This window comes from Rhodospirillales bacterium (genome assembly GCA_016699855.1).
Taxonomy (GTDB): domain Bacteria; phylum Pseudomonadota; class Alphaproteobacteria; order Reyranellales; family Reyranellaceae.
The window spans coordinates 1,962,188-1,985,660 of record CP064988.1 but is presented as its reverse complement, the minus strand read 5'-3'; the positions used below and the strand labels follow the sequence as shown (position 1 = coordinate 1,985,660).

The window sequence follows — 23,473 nt, the reverse complement described above, 5'->3', positions numbered from 1 at the left end:
CGTGGCCGCCGGGAAGGCCGTCGGCGTCACACCACGCGCTGCGTCTGCGCGAAGTCGCGGTAGAGCTCGGCGGCCTTGCGCGCCACCGGGCCGGGCTGCAGGTCGCGGCTCTCGTAGCGCGTGCAGGCCTGCACCTTGCCGGCGTTGCCGGTGGTGAAGATCTCGTCGGCGGTGTCGAGCTCGTCCGGCGTGACGGTGCGCTCGACCACCGTGGCGCCGGACCGGCGCAGCAGGTCGATGGCGCGGTTGCGCGTGATTCCGGCGAGGAACGAGCCGTTGGCCACCGGCGTGACGACCACGCCGTCCTTCACCAGGAACAGATTGGAGCTGCAGGTCTCCGCGACGTTGCCCATGGCGTCGAGCACGACGCCGTTGAGGAAGCCGCGCTTCAGCACCTCGGCGACGCCGCGGCTGGAATTGGGGTAGAGGCACGACGCCTTGGCGTCGGTCGGCGCGGTCTCCGGCGTCGGCCGGCGGATGGTGCGGCACAGGCCCAGGGTGAGGCTGCCGGCCTTCGGCATCGGCGCCACGTAGATGCACAGGCAGAATTTGACGCTGTCGGGATCGACCGAGATCGGCCCGGCGCCGCCCTTCGTCGCCCAGAACATCGGCCGCACGTAGAGCTCGGCCGTGGGGCCGAACTTGCGCACCCCCTCCTTGCTGAGCTCGAGGATCTCCGCGGCCGTCTTGGTCGGATTGAGGCCCAGCGCGCGCGCCGAGCGCACGACGCGGGCGGAGTGCAGGTCGAGGTCGGGGCCGCAGCCGTCGTAGGCGCGGCCGCCGTCGAACACGATCGACGACAGCCAGAAGGCGTGGTCGCGCGGGCCCATCAGATTGGGGCTGCCGTCGTGCCACTTGCCCTCGAAGAAGGTGATCGTGTCCATCGCCGTGTTCCCTCCGCCGCTTCGCGGCTTGTCGACGGCGCCGAAAATAGCGACTTCGTCGACCCGTTCGACTCAGAAATTGTCAGGGTACACGTAGCTGGGTTGCCCCCTCGGCGGGGACGCCGGGGGCGGACGCGCGTCGTCCGGCTTCGCCCCGTCCGGGCCGGCAAAGGCCCGGCGGATGACCGGCGCCGCGTCGCCGCTGGCCGCTCGGCCGGTGGCCGCGCTAGAGTGCGCCGCCCCAGGTCCCGGAGGTCCCGCCATGGCCGCGCCGCTCGTCATCCGCCTGCATGCCGCCGACAACGTCGTCGTCGCGCGCATGGACCTGCTGCCCGGCACCGAGATCGAGCCGGGGGTCGCCGTGGCCCAGCGCGTGCCGCCCGGCCACAAGGCCTCGACGACGGCGATCGCCAGAGGCGCGCCGATCCGCAAGTACAACCAGATCATCGGCTTCGCGACCGACGATCTGCCGGCCGGCACCCACGTGCACACGCACAACTGCGTCATGGGCGATTTCGAGCGCGACTACGCGTTCTGCGCCGATTCGCGCCCGACCGACTACGTCGCCGATCCCGCGACGTTCCAGGGCTACCGCCGCGCCGACGGCCGCGCCGCGACGCGCAACTACGTCGGCATCGTCACCACCGTGAACTGCTCGGCCGCGACCAGCCGGATGATCGCCAGCAAGCTGGCGCCGCTGCTCGAGGCCTACCCCAACATCGACGGCGTCGTGCCGTTGACCCATGGCGGCGGCTGCGGCATGGCGGCGTCGGGACTGGAGATGGACGTGCTGCGCCGCACGCTCGCGGGCTACACGCGCCATCCCAACATGGCCGCCGTCGTCGTGCTCGGCCTCGGCTGCGAGACCAACCAGATCGCCGGCCTCATGCACGCCGAGGGCCTGAAGGAGGGCCCGAAGCTGATCCCGATGGCGATCCAGGAGGAGGGCGGCGTGGCCAAGACGGTCGGTCGCGCCGTCGGCTTCCTCAAGGAGATCCTGCCCGAGGCGAACGCGGTGCGGCGCGAGCCGATCCCGGCCGGTGAGCTGATCCTGGCGCTGCAATGCGGCGGCTCGGACGGCTATTCCGGCATCTCGGCCAACCCGGCGCTCGGCGCCGCCGTCGACCTGCTGGTGCGCAACGGCGGCTCGGCCGTGCTGTCGGAGACGCCGGAGATCTACGGCGCCGAGCATCTGCTGACGCGCCGCGCCGCCAGCCGCGAGGTGGGCGAGAAGATCGTCGAGCGCATCAAATGGTGGGAGGACCATTGCGCGCGCACCGGCGGCGAGATGAACAACAACCCGTCGCCGGGCAACAAGGCCGGCGGCCTGACGACGATCCTCGAGAAGTCGCTGGGCGCCGTCGCCAAGGGCGGCACCACGAATCTCGTCGACGTCTACAAATACGCCGAGCCGATCACCGCCAAGGGTTTCGTCTACATGGATTCGCCCGGCTACGATCCGGTGTCGGCGACCGGCCAGGTGGCCGGCGGCGCCAACGTGCTGTGCTTCACCACCGGCCGCGGCAGCGTGTTCGGCTGCAAGCCCACGCCGTCGATCAAGCTCGCGACCAACACCGCGCTCTACCGCCGCATGACCGACGACATGGACATCAACTGCGGCACCATCGTCGACGGCGACGAGTCGATCCAGGAATCCGGCCGCGCGATCTTCGACCTGGTCCTGCGGGTGGCGTCCGGCGAGAAGACCAAGAGCGAGGCGCTGGGCATCGGCGACGACGAGTTCGAGCCGTGGAAGATCGGCGCGACGATGTGAGGGTCTGTCGATGTACGCACGATCCTACGTTCGGCATGGAATCGCGGTCGCCCTTTCTTGCGTGGTCGGACTAGGTGAGGCGCTTGCCAAGCAGGGTGACTGGGACACGATGGAAGAGGTCCGCGACGGTCTCTTCGGCGTTTGCTCCGGTCTTGGAAGCGCGACACCGTTTCGTTCGGTCGAAAGCATGAAGTTGCTGTCGCCTGAGTGCGCCAGTCGAGTGATCGCTAGGACAGGAATACCTCCGCAATCCACGTTCAACGGTGGCAGTGAAGGCTTGATCTATGAGCTGGCGTCATTCTGCGCTTCGCGGATCGATAGCGCCCGGCAGCCAGCGCAGGGACGGGCGCGCGAGCTCGAACGTGGCGCGTGTTTCGTGTTGAGCGAGAGGCAGGCTGCCTCCATATTTTCTTTCCCGGCTCTGCTCCGCGATGTCGATAGCGATCCCCCGGTGTCGGATAGCGTCCTCAAGGATCGATGGCAGGCCAGCGTCTCGACGATGAGTGGCGCCGAGCTTAGAGCCGTCTTGAAGAGGTCGGAGTTCGAGTGCAAGTCGACCGGTAGTTCGCCTAAGACATTCGAATGCACTACGGATCTTGGCTGGGTGGCATGGCGGAGACGCGGGACCTCAGTGACCCCTACTGGTCTCTGTCGCGTTAAGTTCACCGTTCGATTGGATTTTGCCCCGGTTCGCACACACGAAGCTTCATGGAACTCGACGTGCCTTTAGGTTCCGCGCCCGCGCCGGAAGCTGACGCCCGCCGGCTGCCTTGGCGGCGCATCCCGCCTATGTTGCCACGTTCATGTGCTCGAGATGTCATCGGGCGACGCGGCCCCTTTCAGGCCGATGGAATTTTCTGCAATGGGCATCGGCGACGACGAGTTCGAGCCGTGGAAGATCGGCGCGACGATGTGAGGACCTTCCGTGGCGCCCCCTGAGACGCCCCCGACGCCGGTGAAGCGCCGGCTCAGCGCGATCGTGAGCGCCGACGTCGTCGGCTTCAGCCGCATGGTCGAGGCCGACGAGACGACGACGCTGTCGGCGGTCGCCGGCATCTACGTCAACGTCGTGAAGCCGGCGGTGTCGCGCCATGGCGGCCGCGTCGTGAAGACCGCCGGCGACTCGGCGTTGATGGAGTTCGAGTCGGCGGTGGACGCCGTGCGCTGCGCGGTCGAGATCCAGGAGGGCGTCACCGCCGGTGGCGCGGGCGTGCCGGCGGAGCGGCGCGTGGCGCTGCGCGTCGGCATCAACGTCGCCGACGTCGTGGTCGACGGCGACGACATCTTCGGCGACGGCATCAACGTGGCGGCCCGCCTGCAGGGGCTGGCCGAGCCCGGCGGCATCCTGGTGTCGGACCGCGTGCGCGAGGACGTCGCCGGCAAGTTCGAGCGCCCGCTGCGCGACCTCGGCTGGCGCGGCGTGCGCAACATCGCGCGGCCGCTGCGGGTGTGGAGCGTCGACTGGTCGACGGCGCCGGCGGCGCGCCCGGCGCCGGCCGCCGTCGAGTCCGACGCGCCGTCGCGGCCCTCGATCGTCGTGCTGCCGTTCGACAACCTCGACCGCGACCCCGCCCGCGACGCCTTCGTCGACGGCATGTGCGAGGACGTCACCACCGAGCTGTCGCGCTTCGCCTCGCTGTTCGTGATCGCGCGCAACAGCGCCTTCACGTACAAGGGCCGCGCCGTCGACGTGCGCCAGGTCGCGCGCGAGCTGGGCGTGCGCTACGCGCTGGAGGGCAGCGTCCGCATGTCCGGCAAGCGCGCCCGCATCAACGCCCAGCTGGTCGACGCCGCCAGCGGCGCGCATCTCTGGGCCGAGCGCTACGACTGCGTCGTCGAGGACGTGTTCGACGTCCAGGAGGACATCACCCGCCGCATCGTCGCGGCCGTGGCGCCGGAGGTCGAGGCGGCCGAGGTGGCGACCGTGCGCCGCCAGCGGCCGGCGCATTTCGGCGCCTACGAGATGGCGCTGGGCGCTTGGGCCGACGCCATGCAGGCCTACGTGCGAGTCGACGCCGGCCTGCGCGACCGCGCGATCGCCCAGGCCGAGGCGGCCATCGCGCTCGATCCGCGCTGCGCGCGCGCCTGGACGACGATCGCCTTCGCCTGCTGGCAGCACGCCAATTTCCGCACCGGCGGGCCGCTCGAGACGATGATCGAGCGCACCATCGACGCCGGAAGGCGCGCGCTGGAGATCGACCGCGCGCAGTACATGGCGCACGTCTACAAGGGCGCGGCGCTCTGGCTGGCGCAGCGCTTCGACGAGGCGCTGGACGACATGCAGGAGGCGTGGCGCCAGAACCCCAACGACGTCGGCACGCTGGTCGCGCTGGGCTGGGCCGAGGTCGCGTCCGGCGACACCGCCGCGGGGAAGGGCCATCTGCGCGAGGCGCTGCGGCTGAGCCCGCGCGATCCGCAGCAGTACAACGTCTACACCTGCCTGTGCGCCGGCGCCTTCGTCGACGGCGACTACGCCGCCGGCGTCGAGTGGGGCACGCTGGGCAAGCGCCAGCAGCCGGACTACGCGCCGATCCTGCACTACCTCGCCCTCAACCACGCCGGGCTCGGCGACCTGGCGCGCGCCGCCGCCGAGATCGAGCGGATCCGCCGCATCGCGCCGCAATGGCTGGAGCAGCGCCTCGCCGGCTTCTCGGCGCTGGTGCGCCCCGCCGACCGCGAACGCTCGCTGAAGCTGCTGCGCCTCGCCGCCGGCGTCGCGGAATAGAGAAGGGAATCACAAGTGATGGACACCGACCTCCACTACATGGACGCCGTCGAGATCGGGCGGCGGATCGCGGCGCGCGAGGTGTCGTCGGTCGAGGCGACGCGCGCGCAACTGGCGCGCATCGAGGCGCTGGCGCCGCGGCTGAAGGCCTACGCGACGCTCACCGCCGATCTGGCGCTGGGGCAGGCGGCGCGGGCAGACGCCGAACTGGCGCGCGGCGATAGGCGCGGGCCGCTGCACGGCGTGCCGATCGCGGTGAAGGATCTGTGCTTCACCAAGGGGATTCCGACCGCCGGCGGCATGGCGATCCACCGCGATTTCCGGCCCGGCCACGACGCCACGGTCGTCACGCGCCTGCGCGACGCCGGCACCGTCCTGCTCGGCAAGCTCCAGCTCACCGAGGGCGCTTTCGGCCAGCACCATCCCTCGATCGATCCGCCGGTCAACCCGTGGAGCGCGGCGCACTGGACCGGCGTGTCGTCGTCCGGGTCCGGCGTGGCGACGGCGGCCGGGCTTTGTTTCGGCTCGCTGGGCACCGACACCGGCGGCTCGATCCGCTTCCCCTCGACCATGAACAACGTCACCGGCCTGAAGCCGACCTGGGGCCGCGTCAGCCGCCACGGCGTCTTCGCGCTGGGCGAGTCGCTGGACCATGTCGGGCCGATGTGCCGCTCCGCGATCGACGCCGCGGCGATGCTCGGGATATTGGCCGGCGCCGATGCCGACGATCCGACGGCGGTTCAGGACGCGGTGCCCGACTATCTCGGCGCCATCGACGGCGGCGTGCGTGGCCTGCGCATCGGCATCGACCGCGGCGGCAACGCGGTCGCCTCGGATTCGAACTTCGTCGCCGCGGTGGAGGAGGGCGCCCGCGTCCTCGGCGGGCTCGGCGCCGAGATCGTCGACGTGTCGCTGCCGGCGCCCGACGAGGTCGTGCGCGACTGGCTGCCGATGTGCGGCGTCGAGGCCGCCGTGGTCCACGCCGCCACGTTTCCGGCGCGCGAGGCCGAGTACGGTCCGGTGCTGGCGGGTCTGCTGCGCACCGGCCGCGCCGTGGACGGCATGGAGATGCACGCGATGCAGATGCGGCGGGCGCGCTACACCGGCGCGCTGGCGCGCCTGTTCACGCGGGTCGATCTGCTGCTGGCGCCGGTGATGGACGAGGCCGCGCCGACGCTGGAGCTGATGCGCGAGCGCACCGAGCGGCTGTCGCCGGCCGACGCGCTGGCGGCGCGCTACCGGCGCATGCGCTTCACCGCGCCGTTCGACATGAGCGGTAGCCCGACATTGACGCTGCCGGGCGGCGCGACGGCCGAGGGCATGCCGGTCGGATTCCAGATCGTCGGCCGTCCCATGGACGAGGCCGCGATCCTGCGCGCCGGGCACGCCTTCCAGCGCGCCACGTCGCACCACCGCCGCCGTCCGCCGCTGTAGCCGACGATCGCGCGATACCGGCGGGCGGCCATCCGCGATAGGCTGGCCGGAATCAAGGAACGCGGGAGGACGTCATGCGGATCGAACGACGCGCGCTGCTCGGCGGCGCGCTGGCGACGGGCGTCGCCGGCGCGTTGGCGCGGGCGCAGGAGTACCCGACCAAGCCCGTGCGCATCGTCGTGCCGTATTCGGCCGGCGGCGGCGCCGACACCACGGCGCGGCTGATCGCGCCGAAGCTCCAGGAGGCGCTCGGCCAGACCGTCGTGGTCGACAACAAGCCCGGCGCGGGCGGCATGATCGGCGACGATTTCGTGGCCAAAGCGGCCCCCGACGGGCACACGCTGCTGATCGGCGCCTTCGCGCACGCGGTCAATCCGTCGTTGCAGGCCAAGATGCCGTTCCGCACGCCGGACGATTTCGCGGCGATCTCGCTGCTGGTGGTCGTGCCGGAGCTGCTGGTGGTGACGCCGGGCTTCGCCGCGAAGAACGTCGCCGAGCTCGTGGCGATGGCCAAGGCCCAGCCGGGCAAGCTGTCCTACGCCTCCTCGGGGCAGGGCTCGGCGCAGCACCTCGCGGCCGAGCTGTTCAAGCTGCGCACCGGCACCGACATCCAGCACGTGCCCTACAAGGGCGGCGCGCTGGCGATCGTCGACATCGCGGCCGGACACGTGCCGTTCTATTTCGGCAACATGAGCTCGGCCTGGCCGCACGCCAAGGCCGGCCGCGTCCGCGCGCTGGGCGTCACCAGCGCCAAGCGCTCGCCGGCGGCGCCCGACGTGCCGACCATGGCCGAGGCGGGCGTGACCGGTCTCGAGATGTCGGAGTGGAACGCGCTCCTGGCGCCGGCCGGCACGCCGGCCGCCATTGTCGCGCGCCTGCACCGCGAGGTCGCGAAGATCGTCAAGGCGGAGGACATGCGCGCCAAGTTCGCCGAGCTCGGCGCCGAGACGGTCGGCGGCACGCCGGACGAGCTGGCGGCGTTCCTGAAAGCGGAGATCGCGCGCTGGGGCGAGGTCGTGAGGACCGCGAAGATCAAGATCGAATGACCGGCAAGGCTCGCTGGCGAGGCCGTTCGCGCCGAACGGACGGCGGTGGGTCGGTTTGCGATAACGTTACGGGCGTCGCGCTATCATGCTCCCTCCCCACTTGTGGGGGAGGGCTGGGGCGGGGGGTGCGGCGCTTGCCGAGGAGCGCGGACTTTCCCTGTCACGATGCCGTCCGCCCAGCCCACGTTACAAGCGTGGTGCGGTAGCACCCCCCACCCCAGCCCTCCCCCACAAAGGGGGAGGGAGGATGAGAGTCCACTCGACGCGTTTCCTCGGGGTCCGTGAAGCGCGTGGGATCACACTGACCCACCACCGACCGCGCCGTCGCCTCGACGGATTCGGCGGTTTCGTGTAGGTTGCGGGAGCCCCTGAAGGACCGCGCCCGACGGTCCAGCGAAAGACGGACCGCCCCCGGATGCCGCTGCACGCCGCGACGATCTTCGTCGGCTCGTTCCTGCTGTTCTTCGTCCAGCCTATCGTCGCCAAGCAGATCCTGCCGTGGTTCGGCGGCGCCTCGTCGGTGTGGACGACCTGCATGGTGTTCTTCCAGGTCGCGCTGCTGGCAGGCTACGCCTACGCCCACGCCGTCACCCGCCACATCTCGCCGCGCACGCGCGCGTTGATCCACGTCGCGGTGCTGGCGCTCAGCGTGCTGTGGCTGCCGATCCTGGCCGACGAATCGTGGAAGCCGCGCGGTGACGAGAATCCGTCGTGGCGCATCGTCGGCTTCCTCGCCGCGACGATCGGCCTGCCGTTCCTCGCGCTCTCGGCCAACGGACCGCTGCTGCAGGCGTGGTTCGCGCGCGCGCGGCCGGGCCAGAGCCCCTACCGCCTGTTCGCTTTGTCGAACCTCGCCTCGTTCCTGGCGCTGCTCGGCTATCCGTTCCTGGTCGAGCCGTGGCTGACCACCGGCGCGCAGGCGTGGATCTGGTCCGGCGGCTACGCGGTCTACATCGTGCTCTGCGCGGTGGTCGCGCTGCTCGACCGCCGGCTGCCCGAGGCCGCGCCATCGGCCGCGGCGGCGGCCGACGACGCGCCGGACGCGCCGGCGCCGACGCTGCGCGACTACGCGCTGTGGACGACGCTGGCCGCGCTGGGATCGATCCTGCTGCTCGGGGTGTCCAACCACCTGACGCAGGACGTGGCGTCGATCCCGCTGCTGTGGGTCGTCCCGCTGTCGATCTATCTCGCGACGTTCATCATCTGCTTCGAGCGCGAGGGCTGGTACCGGCCGGTGCCGTTCGCGATCGCCGCCGCCGCCGCCGTCGTGGCCATGGCCGCCGGCCTCTCGTTCGGCGCGCTACGGCACGTCCTGTGGCTCCAGCTCGCGGTGTTCTGCGGCGGCCTCTTCGTCGCCTGCATGGCCTGCCATGGCGAGCTGGCGCGGCTCAAACCGACCGGGCGCCACCTCACCGGCTTCTACCTGACGATCGCGCTCGGCGGCGCGATCGGCGCCGCCCTCGTGGGCATCGGCGCGCCGCTGGCGCTGCCCGACCATTTCGAGATCGAGATCGGCATCGCGGCGCTGTCGCTGCTGCTGTTCCTGCGCATGCGGACGTCGACGCCGCTGGTGCGGGCGTCGCTGCTCGTCGCCCTGGTGGCGACCTGCTTCGCGACCGTCATGCACATCCAGAACCTGCGCACCACGGCCATCGTGCTGACCCGCAACTTCTACGGCGTGCTGCGCGTCATGGACGGCGAGTCCGAGGGTGCGCGCCAGCGCTGGATCGTGCACGGCGCGATCGTCCACGGCCGCCAGTGGCTCGACCCGGCGCGCCGGCGCGAGCCGGCCGGGTACTACCGCAAAGAGCGGCGGCGGCCGCGCGCTGTTGTCGCTCGAGGGCGCCGCGCCGCGCCGGGTCGGCGTCGTCGGTCTGGGCGCCGGCGCGCTGGCGGCGTACGGCCGGGCCGGCGACACCTACCGCCTCTACGAGATCAACCCCGCGGTCATCACCATGGCGCGGCGCGACTTCACCTACCTGGCCGACAGCGCCGCGACCATCGAGACGGTGCTCGGCGACGCGCGTCTCCAGCTCGAGCGCGAGGCGCCGCAGCGCTACGACATCCTGATCATCGACGCGTTCTCGGGCGACTCGGTTCCGATGCATCTGGTGACGCGCGAGGCGCTGAGGCTCTACCGCCGCCACGTCGTCGATGGCGGCATCGTCGCGTTCCACATCAGCAACAAGTTCCTCGACCTCGCGCCGGCGTTGCGCGAGATCGCGCTCGACGCCAAGCTCGCCGTCGGCATGGTGCGCGACCGCGACGCCGCTGGGATGCCGGTCAGCGACTGGGTGCTGATGGCGCCGGACCGGTCGGCCTTCGAGAAGGCGCCGCTGGCCGGCGCGGTGACCGAGATCCGCGCGCGACCGGAGCTCGGCGTGTGGACCGACGATTTCAACACGATCGTCCGCATCCTGCGCTGAGGCGCGGACGTCGCAACGAAAAAGGGCCCGCGTCGCGGGCCCTTTCCTTGCCGGCGGAACGCGGCGCTCAGGCCGCCTTCTTCTCGCGCTTGGCCTTCGCCGTCTCGACGCGCTTCTTCAGCGTCTTCATCTCCGGCGTCAGCTTGCTGGTGTTGGTGCCCAGCAGGTAGGAGTCGATGCCGCCGTTGTGCTCGATCGTGCGGATGGCGCGCGGCGTCAGGCGCAGACGCACGGCGTGGCCCAGCGCGTCCGACAGCACCGAGGCCGGCTGCAGGTTCGGCAGGAACCGGCGCTTGGTCTTGTTGTTGGCGTGGCTGACGTTGTTGCCGACCTGGACGCCTTTGCCGGAGAGCTCGCAGCGGCGGGACATGGTGCTCGATCCTTCAAACGGGCGCCCGAGGGCCGCCCAAAAACGATTTCCGGCCCAGAAGGGCCGGTGCGCGGGCGCCGTTGTACGGGCCGGGCCGGGCCGCGTCAAGCCGATGAAGCCGCCGCGTCGGGCCGCCCGAGCCGGCGCTAGGCCGCCGCCGTGATCCGCCAGAAATCATTGAAAATCAAGAGGTTGAGCGCGCCCAATCGGTCCGCCGGAGGCGGTAGAGCACGTGCCGGCGCAGTTCGTGGCCGGGCGGCAGGGCGGGATGGTCGAAATCGTCCTGCGGATCGCGCGTCATGCCCAGCCGCTCCATCACGCGGCGCGACGGCAGGTTGGCGGGCACGGTGAACGAGACGATCTCCTCCAGACCGGCCGTCTTGAACCCGAAGACGAGCGCGGCCCGGGCCGCCTCGGTGGCGTAGCCTTGGCCCCAGTGGGCGGGCGCCAGCCGCCAGCCGATCTCGACGCAGGGCGTGAAAGGCGCCTCGAAGCGCGGCACCGCCAGGCCCGTGAAGCCGGCGAAGGCGCCGTCGGCGGCGACCTCGATCACCCATAAACCGAAGCCGTGGCGGACGAAATGCTCTTCGATGCGCGCCACCAACGCGTCGCTCTCGGCCCGCGTCAGTGTGCCGGGGAAGTGCTCCATCACGCGCGGATCGGCGTTCATGGCGGCGAACGGCGCCAGATCGCGCGCCGCCCACGGACGCAGCCGCAGGCGCGCCGTCTCCAGACTGGGTCCGCCGCCTTCAGAGCCAGTCGTCGAGGACATGGTCGTTGATGTCGCCGGCCTCGAGCTCGGAGATCACCTTGTCGCGGGCCGAGACGCCGGCGGTGTGCACCGTCTCGGGGTCGCCCGAGATCAGGGGATGCCACCAGAACAGGTCGCGGCCCTGCCACACCAACCGGTAGGCGCAGCTGCGCGGCAGCCAGTCCATCGTCTCGACCACCTTGGGCGTGAGCTGGATGCACTCCGGCACGATCTTCTTGCGGTTGGGGTAGTCCTTGCAGAGGCAGGAATGCGTGTCGAGCAGCTGGCAGCAGGTGTTGGTCTGCACGATCGCGCCGGTGTCCTCGTACTCCAGCTTGTTGACGCAGCATTTGCCGCAGCCGTCGCACAGCGACTCCCATTCCGCCTTGGTCATCTTCGCCAGCGTCTTGCGCTTCCAGAACGGCAGCTCCTGCGAGGCGACCTCGGCCGGATCGACCGGCGCGCCGCGGCCGCCCTTGGGCGCCGCGCCGGCGACCCCAGCGATCCGCGCCGCGACCGACGCGCGCGGCGCCGCCGCCGCGGGCTTGGACGTCGCGGGCGACCGGGGCTTGGTCATCGGCCGAGGAACGTCGCGAGCACGCGCCGCGCCGCCGTCGACGGCGCCAGCGTCCCGGCCTCGACCTGACGCTCGAGCGCCGCCAGCGAGCGTTTGACGTCGGGATGCCGCCGCAGCGACGCCAGCAGCGTCTCGCCGATCTCGTTCCACAGCCAGGCGCGCGCCTGCTCGCCGCGGCGGCGCGCGATCCCGGCCTCGCCGCGCGCGGCGCGGTAGCGTTGCACCGCCTCCCATACCTCCGGCACGCCGTGGCCCTCGAGCGCCGAGCAGGTGCGCACCTCCGGCGACCAGTCGGCCGACGGCGGATGCAGCAGGCGCAGCGCGTGCTGGTAGTCGGCGACCGAACGGTTGGCGGCCTTGGCCAGCTCGCCGTCGGCCTTGTTGACGACCAGCAGGTCGGCCAGCTCGACGACGCCCTTCTTGATGCCCTGCAGATCGTCGCCGCCGGCCGGCAGCAGCAGCAGCAGGAACATGTCGACCATGTCCGACACCGCCGTCTCCGACTGGCCGACGCCGACCGTCTCGACCACGACCACGTCGAAGCCGGCGGCCTCGACCAGCAGCAGCGCGTCGTGCGTGCGCCGCGCCACGCCGCCCAGCGTGCGCCGGCAGGCGAGGGGCGGATGAAGGCGCGGGGATCGCGCGACAGCAGCTCCATGCGCGTCTTGTCGCCGAGGATCGAGCCGCCGGTGCGACGCGAGGACGGATCGACCGCCAGCACCGCCAGCCGGTGGCCCTTGCCGACCAGCTCCAGGCCGAAACGCTCGATGAAGGTCGATTTGCCGACGCCGGGCACGCCGGTGATCCCCAGGCGCGTCGAGCGTCCGGTGCGCGGCAGCAGCGCCGTCAGCAGCGCGTCGGCGCGCGCGCGGTGGTCGTCGCGGGTCGATTCGATCAGCGTGATGGCGCGCGCCAGCGCCCGCCGGTCGCCGGCCACCAGCGGCGCGTAGAGCGGATCGAATTCGCCCGTTACGTCGGCGGTCGCGTCCATCGCGTCCGTCTAGCGGATCGGCCCGCCCTTGTCAGCGGGGCGGCGCGTGGCGAACGCCGCCACGACCGCGCAGACGGCGTAGGCCGCGGCCAGAGACAGGCCGAGCCCGGCGCCGCCGAAGGCGTCCATCGCCTTGCCCGAGGCGGGCGGACCGACGAGGCTGCCGAACGTGTAGACCATCACGAAGGCGGCGTTGGCGCGCGCCATGTCGCCGGCCGCGAAGCGCTCGCCGAGGATCGTCAGCCCGACCGTGTAGAGCCCGAACGACAGGCCGCCCCACACCGCCAGCAGCGGCACGACGAGCAGCGGCGCGGTGCCGGCCAGCGGCAGCGCGGCGGCGGCGAGCGCGCAGGCCAGGGCGCAGACCGCGATCAGCATGGCGCGGTCCAACCGGTCCGCCAGCCAGCCGATCGGCAGCTGCAGCGCGAGGTTGCCGACGAGGAAGGCCGACTGCCATAGCGTCGCGGTGGCCTCCGCCACGCCGGCGCCGACGGCGTAGATCGACAGGAAGGTGAAGACGACGGTCTCAGCCAGTCCCGCGACCAGCGCCGCCACCATCGCCAGCGGCGCCAGCGCGACGGCGCCCAGCGCGCCGCCGCCACCGCGCTCCGGCCGGATCGCCGGCGCCCGTCCGATGGCGCCGACCAGCGGGACCGCGACGGCGATCGACAGCGCCGCGCAGGCCAGGAACGGCGTCGCGCCGCGCGTCCCGGTGAACTGCAGCAGCAGCGGGCCGGCGGCCAGGCCGGCCGCCATCAACGTCGAGTACAACGCCAGCGCGCGGCCGCGGCGGCGCTCCTCGGTCACGAGGTTGATCCAGATCTCGGTCAACATCCACGGGACGCCGGTGGCCGCGCCCTGCGCGAAGCGCAGCGCGAACCACGTCGGCAGGTCGTCGGTCCAGACGTAGCCGAGCGTCAGCAGCGCGTTCGCCAGCAGCGCCAGCCATAGCAGCGGCAGGGTGCCGAGCCGCGCAGCCCAGCGCGGGATGAACGGCCCGGCCGCCAGCAGGCCGACCGCCCACATGGCGCCGTTCAGGCCGATCGTGGTGTTGTCGATGCCGCGCGCCTCCAGCGCCAGCGGCACCAGCGGCATGGCCGCGCCCATCATCAGCCCGGCGCCGAGGATGGCGACGTGCACCGGCCACAGCGGGCCGCCCGCAGTTGCCGGCGGCGGCGAAACCGGGCCGCGCGGCGTCATCGCGGCGTCAGTCGCCCGCCCGCAGGCGCCCCTCGACGCGCAGCGACGGCGGCTCGGTCGTCTGGCGCTCGGCCTCCTCGGCGGCCTCCTGCTGACGGCGCCACATGTCGGCGTAGACGCCGTCGCGCGCCATCAGCGCGGCGTGCGTGCCGCGCTCGACCACCACGCCGGCCGTCAGCACCACGATCTCGTCGGCGTCGACCACCGTCGACAGGCGGTGGGCGATGACGATCGTGGTGCGGCCGCGGGAGACGTCGCGCAGCGACTGCTGGATCTCCTGCTCGGTGCGCGAGTCCAGGCGCGCTGGTCGCCTCGTCGAACAGCAGGATGCGCGGGTCCTTGAGGATGGTGCGCGCGATCGCCACGCGCTGCTTCTCGCCGCCCGACAGCTTCAGGCCGCGCTCGCCGACCATGGTCCCGTAGCCCTTGGGAAGCGAGACGATGAAATCGTGGATGCGCGCCAGGCGGGCGGCGGCCTCGACCTCCTCCGTCGTGGCGTCGGGGCGGCCGTAGGCGATGTTGTAGTAGACCGTGTCGTTGAACAGCACGGTGTCCTGCGGGACGATTCCGATGGCGGCGCGCAGGCTCTTCTGCGAGACGGCGCGGATGTCGTGGCCGTCGATGGTCACGCGTCCGGCGGCGACGTCGTAGAACCGGTAGAGGATGCGCGACACCGTCGACTTGCCGGCCCCGGACGGGCCGACGATGGCGACCGTCCGGCCCGCCGGCACGCGGATGTCGACGTCGCGCAGGATGCGGCGGTCGGCCTCGTAGTGGAAATCGACGCCCTCGAAGGCCACCGCGCCCGGTCCCGGCGGCAGGTCGGGCGCGCCCGGCCGGTCGGCGACCTCCTCGGGCACGGCGCGCAGCGCGAACATCTTCTCCATGCTGACCAGCCCGTCCCGGATCTCGCGGAACGCGAAGCCCAGCATGTTCAGCGGCTGGTAGAGCTGGATCAGGAAGGCGTTGACGGCGACGAAGTCGCCCAGCGTCATGGTGCGGTCGATCACGCCCTGGCCGGCCATCGCCATGACGGCCAGCAGGCCGAGGGAGATGATCAACCCCTGGCCGACGTTGAGGATCGACAGCGAGACGCGGCTGCGGATCGCGGCGCGCTCGTAGCGCTGGCGCGCGACGTCGAAGCGGGCGGCCTCGTGCCGCTCGTTGCCGAAGTACTTCACGGTCTCGTAGTTCAGCAGGCTGTCGATCGCCTTGGCGTTGGCGTCGGTGTCGCTGTCGTTCATGCGCCGCACCAGCATGGCGCGCCACTCCGACAGCTTCACCGTGTAGACGACGTAGCCGACGATGGCCGCCAGGGTCGCGGCCGCGAACCGCCAGTCGTACAGCCACCACAGCAGGGCCGCGACCAGGACGATCTCGAGGATCGTCGGCACGATGTTGAACGTCATGAAGTTGATGACGTAGTTCATGCCATGGGTGCCGCGCTCGATGACGCGCGACAGCCCGCCGGTCTGGCGCTCGAGGTGGAAGCGCAGCGACAGCCGGTGCAGGTGGTCGAAGGTCTCCAGCGCGATGTTGCGGATGGCGCGCTGCGCCACCTTGGCGAAGATCGCGTCGCGCAGCTCGCCGAAGGCCTGCGACAGCACCCGCGCCCCGCCGTAGGCCAGCAGCAGGAACACCGGCACGGCGACCGCCTGGGCGCGCGGATCGCTCAGCGCGTCGACGGCGTATTTGTAGAGCACCGGCACCCAGATGTTGACCAGCTTGGCCGACACCAGCAGCACCACCGCGGCGACGACGCGCAGCCGCAATTCCGGCGCATTGCGCGGCCACAAATGCGGCAGGAGCATGCGGATCGCGCCCCACGCGTCGCTGGCGCGGATCGGGGTTTTTTCACGGGCGGGAGGCGACATGGGGCGGACGGCACCGGTGCGTGGAAAATCGGGCGGCGCCATTGCGGCGCCGCGCGCCCATCTCCTATCCTTTTTGCCGCCGCTTGTCGCCGCGGCGCGTGGGGAGGTGCGGATGTCCCGGATGGTCGATCGGAGGTCCGGCGCGGTCGCGCTGGCCGCGCTGGCGGTGTTCGCGTCGTTCGCCGCCGCGCCGGCCACCGCGCAGCGGCCGCCGGGCGAGGCCTACGCCGTGCGGCTGGAGTACGAGTTCACGGTCGGCGGCGCGCGGGTGTTCCGCGCCGGCGGCGACCTGCGCATCGACGGCGCGCGCTACCTCGTCGACACCGACTTCAACAAGGAGGGGCTCGCGGCCGCGTTCTCCTCGACCTTCAACGGCCGCAACCGGGCGTGGGGCACGTTCGTCCCCGGTGGCGTCTCGCCGGCCAGCGGCTGGTCGTGGATCCAGTTCAAGAGCAAGGTGCGCACCTGGCTGGTCGGCTACACCGGCGCCGGATCGTTCAGCGAGACGCACGAGCCGCAGCTGGCGGTGAAGACCCACAAAGCGGTGACGCCGGAGCAGAAGAACGGCGCCTTCGACCCGCTGACCGCGACCCTGACGGCGGTGTTCACGGGCGCGTCGGCCTGCGACCGCACCTATCCGATCTTCGACAGCAAGCGGCGCTTCGACGTGACGCTGTCGCGCCTGAGGACGGAGACGGTGAAGCCGACGGAGATCCCCGCGGCGCGCGGCGAGGCGGTGGTCTGCGCCGCGCGCATGACGCGCATCGCCGGCTACGACGACGATGATCTGCGCAAGAACGCCTACGAGAAGGATCCGCCGAAGCTGTGGCTGGCCACGGTCGACGGCCTCGACCGGCCGATCCCGGTGAAGATGGAGATGGCGACCAGCTTCGGCGTCGTCCACGGACGCCTCAAGAGCGTCACGCGGCGCGCGCTGTCGCCCGAGGACCGCGTGGCGCTCGGCGCGCCGCGCTGACGCCCTGTCGCGGACCCCGAACCGCGGCGCGGCCCGCGGCTATTCGGCGGCCAGCTTCCGCTCGCCGCGCAGCAGCGCCAGGATCTCGTGCGCCGCCTTCGGGATGTTGGTGCCCGGTCCGTAGATCGCCGCGACGCCGGCCCGGGTCAGGAACTCGTAGTCCTGCGCCGGGATGACGCCGCCGCACACCACGAGGATGTCGCCGCCGTCCTGCGCGCGCAGCGCCTCGATCAGCGCCGGCACCAGCGTCTTGTGGCCGGCGGCCTGGCTCGACACGCCGACCACGTGCACGTCGTTCTCGATCGCCTGGCGCGCGGCCTCCTCGGGCGTCTGGAACAGCGGCCCGATATCGACGTCGAAGCCGAGATCGGCGAACGCCGTGGCGATCACCTTGGCGCCGCGGTCGTGGCCGTCCTGGCCCATCTTGCAGACCATCATGCGCGGCCGGCGGCCCTCCTCCTCGGCGAAGGCGGCGATCTCCGACTGGATGCGCTTGTAGCCCTCGTCGCCCTCCCAGCCCTGGTTGTAGACGCCCGAGATCGAGCGGATCGTGGCGTTGTGGCGCGTGAACACCGTCTCCAGCGCGTCGGAGATCTCGCCCACCGTGGCGCGCGCCCGCGTCGCCTTGACCGCGAGGTCGAGCAGGTTGCCGCTGCCGTCGGCGGCGGCGTCGGACAGCGCCTTCAGCGCGGCGGCGACCGCCGCGGCGTCGCGCTTGCCGCGGATCGTCTTGAGCCGCGTCACCTGCGCCTCGCGCACGGCGGCGTTGTCGACGTCGAGGATGTCGACCGGATCCTCCTGCTTGAGCTTGTACTTGTTGACCCCGACCACGACCTCCTCGCCGCGGTCGACGCGGGCCTGGCGGCGCGCGGCGGCCTCCTCGATGCGCAGCTTCGGCATGCCGGCCTCGACCGCCCTGGTCATGCCGCCCAGCGCCTCGACCTCCTGGATCAGCTTGCGCGCCTCCGCGACCATGCTCGCGGTCAGGCTCTCGAGGTAGTAGCTGCCGGCCAGCGGATCGACCACGTTGGTGACGCCGCTCTCGTGCTGGATGATGAGCTGGGTGTTGCGCGCGATGCGCGCCGAGGTCACCGACGGCAGCGCGATCGCCTCGTCGAAGGCGTTGGTGTGCAGCGACTGCGTGCCGCCCAGCACGGCGGCCAGCGCCTCGATCGTGGTGCGCACGACGTTGTTGTACGGATCCTGCTCGGTCAGCGAGACGCCCGAGGTCTGGCAGTGCGTGCGCAGCGCCAGGCTGTCGCTCTTCTTCGGTCCGAACGGCGCGATCAGCTCGGCCCACAGGAAGCGGGCGGCGCGCATCTTGGCGATCTCCATGAAGAAATTCATGCCGATCGCCCAGAAGAAGCTCAGGCGGGGCGCGAAGGCGTCGATGTCCAGCCCCTTGCCCAGCGCCGCGCGCACGTACTCCAGCCCGTCGGCCAGCGTGAACGCCAGCTCCTGCACCTGCGTCGCGCCGGCCTCCTGCATGTGGTAGCCGCTGATCGAGATCGAGTTGAACTTCGGCATGTTCTTCGCCGTGTACTCGATGATGTCGGCGACGATCCGCATGCTCGGGCCGGGCGGGTAGATGTAGGTGTTGCGGACCATGAACTCCTTGAGGATGTCGTTCTGGATGGTCCCCGCCAGCTTCTCCTGGCTGACGCCCTGCTCCTCGGCCGCGACGATGTAGCCGGCCAGCACCGGCAGCACGGCGCCGTTCATGGTCATCGACACGCTCATGCGGTCGAGCGGGATGCCGTCGAACAGGATCTTCATGTCCTCGACGGAATCGATCGCCACGCCGGCCTTGCCGACGTCGCCCTCCACGCGCGGATGGTCGCTGTCGTAGCCGCGGTGGGTGGCGAGGTCGAAAGCCACCGACACGCCCTGCTGCCCGGCGGCGAGGTTGGCGCGGTAGAACTTGTTGCTCTCCTCGGCGGTCGAGAAGCCGGCGTACTGGCGCACCGTCCACGGCCGGCCGGCGTACATCGTCGCCTTGGGGCCGCGCAGGAACGGCGGGAAGCCCGGCACCGTGCCCAGCGTCTCGAGGTTCTCGAGGTCGGCGGCCGTGTAGAGCGGCTTCACCCGGATGCCCTCCGGGGTCATCCAGTCCAGCGCCGCGAGCGGCTTGTCCTTGAGCTCGCGCTGCGCCAGCTTCTCCCAGTCGGCGAGGGACTTGTTCGGAAAATCGGCCATGGTCTTGCTCCGCCGCAGGCGGCTCCCGCACTATGCGTGGGGTCTTACCGCATCGCACAAGGCGCCGCAAAGGCCGGCACGCCGCGTCGGCGGCGCCCCCGTATGAGGAAAACGACATGCTCGACGCCGAAGCCGCTTTCGTTCTCGACCTGATGGAGAAGGCCGCCGCCGCCGGCCGGCCCAAGCTGCACACCCTGCCGGCCGCCGACGCGCGCCGGATGGCCGACGAGATGTCGGCGGCGGGCGAGGCCGATCCGCCGGACGTCGCCAAGGTGGAGGACGGGGCGCTGCCCGGGCCCGCCGGGCCGATCGGCTGGCGGCGCTACTGGCCGGCCGGCGTGGCCGAGACCACGCTGCCGACGCTGGTCTACTACCACGGCGGCGGCTTCGTGATCGGCAACCTCGAGACCCACGATTCGACCTGCCGGCGCCTCGCCAACAAGAGCCGCTGCCAGGTGGTCGCGATCGACTACCGGCTGGCGCCGGAGCATCCCTTTCCGGCCCCGGTCGAGGACGCCATCGCCGCGTTCCGCCACATCCGCGACAACGCCGCCGCGTTCGGCGCCGAGGCCGGCAAGCTCGCGGTCGGCGGCGACTCGGCCGGCGGCGCGCTGTCGGCGGTGGTGTGCCAGGCGATGAAGCGGGCGGGCGAGGGCATGCCGGCCTTCCAGATGCTGATCTATCCCGCCACCGACAGCACGGTGGAGACCGAGTCCCGCCGGACGCTGGGCGGGAACTACTTTTTGACCAAGGACCTGATGGACTGGTTCTGGCGCCACTACGTGCCGGCCGGCGCCGACCTCGCCGACCTGCGCCTCTCGCCGCTTCTGTCGGGCGATTTCACCGGCCTGCCGGCGGCCTACGTGCTGACCGCCGGCTACGATCCGCTCAAGGACGAGGGCAAGGCGTACGCCGAGAAGCTGCTGGCCGCCGGCGTGAAGACCACCTACGCCAACTTTCCCGGCACCATCCACGGCTTCTTCTCGATGACGCGCTTCCTCAAGCAGGGCCTGGTCGCCAACGACGAGGCCGCGGGTGCCATGGCGGCGTTCTTCGGACGCTGAGGGTCCTCCGGCGCCGGGGATGGACCGCTAGGGCGGCGCGTAGACTCCGTATCGCCATCGGCACGGAGCGGGGCCTCATGCGCGCGTTCACATCGGGATTGCTGTCGCTGGCGGCGCTGCTCGCGCTGGCGTCCGCGCCCGCCCGCGCCGGCGAGCCGCGCACGCTGAGGGTCGACGGCGTCGAACGCGGCTACTGGCTGCACGCGCCGGCCTCGGCCAAGCCCGGCGCGCCGCTGGTGATCGTGCTGCACGGCGCCGGCGGCGGCGGCGAGCAGGCGGCGCGCGCATACCGCTGGGACCGCAAGGCCGAGGCCGAGGGCTTCGTCGTCGCCGCGCCCGACGCCTCGCCGTCCTTCGCCGGCCGGCCGGCGTCGTTCGCGACCAATCCCCGGGTGTGGAACGACGGCTCCGGCCGCGGCTCGCCGAACATCCGCGCCAGCGATGACGTCGGCCTGGTCGCCGCCCTGATCGAGTCGCTGGCGCGCAGCCACCGGATCGACCCCGCCCGCGTCTACGTCACCGGCTTCTCGTCCGGCGCCGGCATGGCCCAGCGCGTCGGCCAGGAACTGGCGCCGCGCGTCGCCGCCATCGCGCCGGTGGCCGGCATCATGGTCGCGGCGCCGCGCGCGCCGGCCCGCGCCATGCCCGTTTTCTATCTCTCCGGCGACCGCGATCCGCTCAATCCCGTCGAGGGCGGCGTGATCTCGCTGCCATGGGGCGGGCGCTATCCCAAGGAACCGCTCGCCGTCGTCGTCGGCCGCTGGCGCGCGCTGAACGGCTGTCCCGACGCCGCGGCGCGCGACGATTCCGGCGGCGTCGACACGCTGGCGTGGCGCGGCTGCCGCGACGGCGTCGAGGTGCGCTACAGCCTCGTGCGCGGGCTGGGCCATGAATGGCCCGGCGGCGCGCGCAGCGGCCTGCCGGAATCGATGGTCGGCCCGCATTCGGCCGCGCTCGACGCGACCGCCGAGATCTGGCGCTTCTTCGCCCGCTGGCGTCTGCCCTGAGACGTCAGCCGATCGACGCCGGATCGACGTTGGCGCCGCACACGATCACGCCGACGCGCTCGTCCGGCGCCGGCCGATAGGCGCCCGACAGCAGCGCCGCCAGCCCGGCGGCGCCGGCCGGCTCGGCCATCACCCGCAGCTCCGACCACAAGGCGCGCTGCGCGGCGCGCACGTCGTCGTCGCTCACGAGCACGCTGTCGCGGACCACGCCGCCGACGATCTCGAAGTTCGGCGCGCCGATGCGGGTGGCGCCGAGCGCGTCGGCCGCCAGGCCGCCGACCTCGACGTCGACCGGCCGTCCGGCCGCCAGCGCCGCGTGCAGCGTCGGCGTGCCCTCGGTCTCGACCGCCACGATCCGCTTGCGTCCGCCGCACCACAGCGCGCAGCCGGCGATCAAGCCGCCGCCGCCGACCGCGACCAGCAGCGTGTCGAACGCCGCCTGCGCCTCGAACTCGCGCGCCGTCGTGCCGGCGCCGCAGAACACGTCGGGATCGTCGTAGGCCGAGGCTATGGTGGCGCCGGTCTCCCGCGCGCGCGCCTCGCTGGCGGCGCGCGCCTCCATGTAGACGTCGCCGATCTGATGCACCGTGGCGCCGTAGGCGCGCAGGCGCTCGACCTTGGCAGGGCTCGACGTCGTGGGCACGAAGATCTCGGCGCGGTGGCCCAGCGCGCGGGCGGCGAAGGCGATGGCGGCGCCGTGGTTGCCGCCGGACGCGGCGACGACGCCGGCCGGTCCCGGCGGCGACACCATCAGCTTGTTGAACGCGCCCCGGCCCTTGAACGTGCCGCTGTGCTGCAGCGATTCGAGTTTGACCGCCAGCGCCGCCGGCAGCCCGAACGCGCCGGCCGCGAGCTCGACCACCGGCGTGCGCCGGATGCTGGCCGCGATCCGTTCATGGGCGCGCGCGACGTCGTCGGCGGTGGGGAGGGTCATGGCTATTCTCACTCCGCCTTGACGCCGGCGCGCTTCACGACCCCGGCCCACTTGGCGATCTCGGCGGTCACGAAGGCGTCGGTCTCCGCCGGCGTCGATGTGACGATGTCGAAGCCAGCCTTCACGATCGCGTCGCGCGCGTCCGGCGCCGCCAGCGCCTTGTGGATCTCGGCGTTGAGCCGCGCGATGATCGCCGGGGCGACGCCCTTGGGCGCGAACACCCCGAACCACGCGTCGGCCAGGAAGCCGGGGATCGCGGCCTCGGCGATGGTCGGCGCGTCGGGCAGCGTCGGGTGGCGCTTGGCGGACGTGACCGCCAGCGCGCGCAGCTTGCCGGCGTCGATCTGTCCTTTCACCGCCGGCAGCGTCATGAACCCCACCGGCACCTGCCCCGCGACCAGATCCTGCACCGCCGGCGCCACGCCCTTGTAGGGCACGTGCGTGAGGTCGATTCCCAGCGCGCCCTTGAACAGCTCCATCGCCAGATGCGACGCCGATCCGGGGCTGCTGGACGCGTAGTCGATCTTCCCCGGCCGCGCCTTGGCGTCGGCGATCAGCGCCGCGAGCGACTTGGCGGCGAAATCCGGATGCGCCACCAGCACGTGCGTCACCGTCGCCACGAGGCTGATGCCGGCGAAGTCGCGGGCGGCGTCGAAGCCTGCGTTGGGGAACAGCGTCTGGTTGGTGGCGTGGGTCGAGTTGTTGCCGAGGCACAGCGTATGGCCGTCGGCCGGCGCCTTGGCGGCGAGATCGGTGCCGATGTTGCCGGCCGCGCCGGCCTTGTTGTCGACGAGGACCGGCTGGCCCAGCGGCTCGGCCAGTTTGCCGGCGATGACGCGCGCCAGCGTGTCGGTGGTGCCGCCCGGCGGGTAGGGCACGATCAGCCGCAGCGGCTTGGCTGGCCACGCCTGGGCGCGCGCGGAGGAGAGCGGCAGCGCCGCGAGGCTCGCGCCGGCGAGGGCGGCGAAGCGGCGGCGTGGAAGGCGTGGCATGGTCGTTGTTCCGGTTGGACGGGACGGCCGGCGCTGCCTATCAGCCCCTCCAGCCTGCGCCAAGGGCGCCGGGTTCATCGATCGTCATTGGCCGTGTCCCAAAATAACATGAAGAAATTATCGTACTAAATTGTGAATGAACGATTTTTATTGACGTTCATGCTGCGCACGCCTAAATTTCGAGACGATGGTCCGGCGCCTTGATTTCGGATTCGTCACCGCATTTCAGCCCGGCCGGCCGGAGTTTCCCGC

Annotated in this window: 15 protein-coding genes and 3 pseudogenes; 8 read left to right on the top strand and 10 right to left on the bottom strand. The window is 71.6% G+C overall.

Annotated elements, in window-relative coordinates:
- Positions 1-26 precede the first annotated feature (26 nt).
- A complete protein-coding gene (locus IPK81_09235) occupies positions 27-884 on the bottom strand; it encodes a branched-chain amino acid aminotransferase (GenBank protein QQS14322.1) in 858 nt (285 codons plus the stop codon).
- Between the two features lie 262 nt (positions 885-1,146).
- Between IPK81_09235 and IPK81_09230 the strand changes: the two genes are divergently transcribed.
- From IPK81_09230 to IPK81_09210, 5 genes and pseudogenes are all read left to right on the top strand, one after another.
- Positions 1,147-2,658, top strand: a complete 1,512-nt coding sequence (locus IPK81_09230; GenBank protein QQS14321.1) for an altronate dehydratase — start codon at positions 1,147-1,149, stop codon at positions 2,656-2,658.
- A gap of 925 nt (positions 2,659-3,583) precedes the next feature.
- Positions 3,584-5,383, top strand: a complete 1,800-nt coding sequence (locus IPK81_09225; protein QQS14320.1) for an adenylate/guanylate cyclase domain-containing protein — start codon at positions 3,584-3,586, stop codon at positions 5,381-5,383.
- 15 nt (positions 5,384-5,398) lie between these two features.
- Positions 5,399-6,817: an amidase gene (locus IPK81_09220; GenBank protein ID QQS14319.1), complete on the top strand. Its 1,419-nt coding sequence runs from the start codon at positions 5,399-5,401 to the stop codon at positions 6,815-6,817.
- 74 nt (positions 6,818-6,891) lie between these two features.
- On the top strand, positions 6,892-7,863 hold the full coding sequence (locus IPK81_09215) for a tripartite tricarboxylate transporter substrate binding protein (protein QQS14318.1): 972 nt from the start codon (positions 6,892-6,894) through the stop codon (positions 7,861-7,863).
- A 415-nt stretch (positions 7,864-8,278) separates the two neighbouring features.
- Positions 8,279-10,289, top strand: a pseudogene (locus IPK81_09210) (fused MFS/spermidine synthase).
- A gap of 67 nt (positions 10,290-10,356) precedes the next feature.
- Here the strand turns inward: IPK81_09210 and rpmB are convergent.
- The 6 genes and pseudogenes from rpmB to IPK81_09180 all read right to left on the bottom strand — a co-directional run bounded on the left by rpmB (position 10,357) and on the right by IPK81_09180 (position 16,052).
- Entirely contained in the window at positions 10,357-10,659 is a 303-nt protein-coding gene (gene rpmB, locus IPK81_09205; GenBank protein QQS14317.1) for a 50S ribosomal protein L28, read from the bottom strand.
- Positions 10,660-10,843: 184 nt separating this feature from the next.
- Complete coding sequence (locus tag IPK81_09200) at positions 10,844-11,431, bottom strand: GNAT family N-acetyltransferase (protein QQS14316.1); 588 nt, start codon at positions 11,429-11,431, stop codon at positions 10,844-10,846.
- Positions 11,409-11,987: a YcgN family cysteine cluster protein gene (locus IPK81_09195; GenBank protein ID QQS14315.1), complete on the bottom strand. Its 579-nt coding sequence runs from the start codon at positions 11,985-11,987 to the stop codon at positions 11,409-11,411. Before IPK81_09195 ends, IPK81_09200 begins: the two co-directional genes overlap by 23 nt.
- Positions 11,984-12,978 (bottom strand): annotated as a pseudogene (meaB, locus tag IPK81_09190) (methylmalonyl Co-A mutase-associated GTPase MeaB). The gene IPK81_09195 and the pseudogene meaB overlap by 4 nt, the downstream one beginning before the upstream one ends.
- Positions 12,979-12,987: 9 nt before the next feature.
- Positions 12,988-14,178 (bottom strand): MFS transporter, encoded by a 1,191-nt coding sequence (locus IPK81_09185; GenBank protein QQS14314.1) that lies wholly within the window; start codon positions 14,176-14,178, stop codon positions 12,988-12,990.
- Positions 14,179-14,185: 7 nt separating this feature from the next.
- Positions 14,186-16,052 (bottom strand): annotated as a pseudogene (locus tag IPK81_09180) (ABC transporter ATP-binding protein/permease).
- Positions 16,053-16,173: 121 nt separating this feature from the next.
- On the opposite strand from IPK81_09180, the gene IPK81_09175 reads away from it, so the two are divergent.
- Positions 16,174-17,028, top strand: a complete 855-nt coding sequence (locus IPK81_09175; protein ID QQS14313.1) for a DUF3108 domain-containing protein — start codon at positions 16,174-16,176, stop codon at positions 17,026-17,028.
- A 39-nt stretch (positions 17,029-17,067) separates the two neighbouring features.
- On the opposite strand, the gene scpA is transcribed toward IPK81_09175, so the two are convergent.
- The gene (scpA, locus tag IPK81_09170) at positions 17,068-19,224 is read right to left on the bottom strand and encodes a methylmalonyl-CoA mutase (GenBank protein ID QQS14312.1); all 2,157 of its coding nucleotides are present in this window, start codon (positions 19,222-19,224) and stop codon (positions 17,068-17,070) included.
- Positions 19,225-19,340: 116 nt separating this feature from the next.
- Between scpA and IPK81_09165 the strand changes: the two genes are divergently transcribed.
- Both IPK81_09165 and IPK81_09160 read left to right on the top strand, forming a co-directional pair.
- Positions 19,341-20,288, top strand: a complete 948-nt coding sequence (locus IPK81_09165; GenBank protein ID QQS14311.1) for an alpha/beta hydrolase — start codon at positions 19,341-19,343, stop codon at positions 20,286-20,288.
- Between the two features lie 77 nt (positions 20,289-20,365).
- Complete coding sequence (locus IPK81_09160; GenBank protein ID QQS14310.1) at positions 20,366-21,295, top strand: dienelactone hydrolase family protein; 930 nt, start codon at positions 20,366-20,368, stop codon at positions 21,293-21,295.
- 4 nt (positions 21,296-21,299) lie between these two features.
- On the opposite strand, the gene IPK81_09155 is transcribed toward IPK81_09160, so the two are convergent.
- Together IPK81_09155 and IPK81_09150 are read right to left on the bottom strand one after the other, a co-directional pair.
- The gene (locus IPK81_09155) at positions 21,300-22,229 is read right to left on the bottom strand and encodes a threonine/serine dehydratase (protein QQS14309.1); all 930 of its coding nucleotides are present in this window, start codon (positions 22,227-22,229) and stop codon (positions 21,300-21,302) included.
- 8 nt (positions 22,230-22,237) lie between these two features.
- Positions 22,238-23,221, bottom strand: a complete 984-nt coding sequence (locus IPK81_09150; protein QQS14308.1) for a tripartite tricarboxylate transporter substrate binding protein — start codon at positions 23,219-23,221, stop codon at positions 22,238-22,240.
- Positions 23,222-23,473 lie beyond the last annotated feature (252 nt).

Coding starts and splice junctions, on each gene's coding strand:
- IPK81_09235 (QQS14322.1), bottom strand. CDS start 884: ATGGACACGATCACCTTCTTCGAGGGCAAGTGGCACGACGGCAGCCCC.
- IPK81_09230 (QQS14321.1), top strand. CDS start 1,147: ATGGCCGCGCCGCTCGTCATCCGCCTGCATGCCGCCGACAACGTCGTC.
- IPK81_09215 (QQS14318.1), top strand. CDS start 6,892: ATGCGGATCGAACGACGCGCGCTGCTCGGCGGCGCGCTGGCGACGGGC.
- rpmB (QQS14317.1), bottom strand. CDS start 10,659: ATGTCCCGCCGCTGCGAGCTCTCCGGCAAAGGCGTCCAGGTCGGCAAC.
- IPK81_09200 (QQS14316.1), bottom strand. CDS start 11,431: ATGTCCTCGACGACTGGCTCTGAAGGCGGCGGACCCAGTCTGGAGACG.
- IPK81_09195 (QQS14315.1), bottom strand. CDS start 11,987: ATGACCAAGCCCCGGTCGCCCGCGACGTCCAAGCCCGCGGCGGCGGCG.
- IPK81_09185 (QQS14314.1), bottom strand. CDS start 14,178: ATGACGCCGCGCGGCCCGGTTTCGCCGCCGCCGGCAACTGCGGGCGGC.
- IPK81_09175 (QQS14313.1), top strand. CDS start 16,174: ATGGTCGATCGGAGGTCCGGCGCGGTCGCGCTGGCCGCGCTGGCGGTG.
- scpA (QQS14312.1), bottom strand. CDS start 19,224: ATGGCCGATTTTCCGAACAAGTCCCTCGCCGACTGGGAGAAGCTGGCG.
- IPK81_09165 (QQS14311.1), top strand. CDS start 19,341: ATGCTCGACGCCGAAGCCGCTTTCGTTCTCGACCTGATGGAGAAGGCC.
- IPK81_09160 (QQS14310.1), top strand. CDS start 20,366: ATGCGCGCGTTCACATCGGGATTGCTGTCGCTGGCGGCGCTGCTCGCG.
- IPK81_09155 (QQS14309.1), bottom strand. CDS start 22,229: ATGACCCTCCCCACCGCCGACGACGTCGCGCGCGCCCATGAACGGATC.
- IPK81_09150 (QQS14308.1), bottom strand. CDS start 23,221: ATGCCACGCCTTCCACGCCGCCGCTTCGCCGCCCTCGCCGGCGCGAGC.